This window comes from Variovorax sp. Soil_C_33 (assembly GCF_057656935.1).
Genome location: NZ_JBDGJK010000057.1, coordinates 1 through 350, shown reverse-complemented (window position 1 = coordinate 350; position 350 = coordinate 1). Strand labels below are relative to the sequence as shown.

Here is a 350-nt window from a genome sequence, read left to right as displayed (position 1 = left end):
TCGCTGTGGGGCTCGCTGCTCAAGTTCCGGCGCGAGTTCGACCAGTACATCAACCTGCGCCCGGTGCGCCTGTTCGAAGGCGTGCCCTGCCCGCTGGCCGGCCGCCAGCCGGGCGACATCGACTACTTGGTGGTGCGCGAGAACACCGAGGGCGAGTACACCTCGCTCGGCGGCGTGATGTACGAGGGCACCGAGCGCGAGATCGTGATCCAGGAATCGGTGTTCTCGCGCCACGGCACCGACCGCGTGCTGAAGTACGCCTACGAACTGGCGCAGGCGCGCAAGCGCAAGCACCTGACGGTGGCCACCAAGAGCAACGGCATCGCGATCAGCATGCCCTGGTGGGACGG

At 67.4% G+C, this 350-nt stretch carries 1 protein-coding gene; it reads left to right on the top strand.

The window, feature by feature from the left end; all coding sequences use genetic code 11:
* Window positions 1–350, top strand: a 350-nt coding sequence (locus AC3A6B_RS29905) for an isocitrate/isopropylmalate family dehydrogenase (protein WP_487840251.1), incomplete at both ends; no start/stop codon positions are given.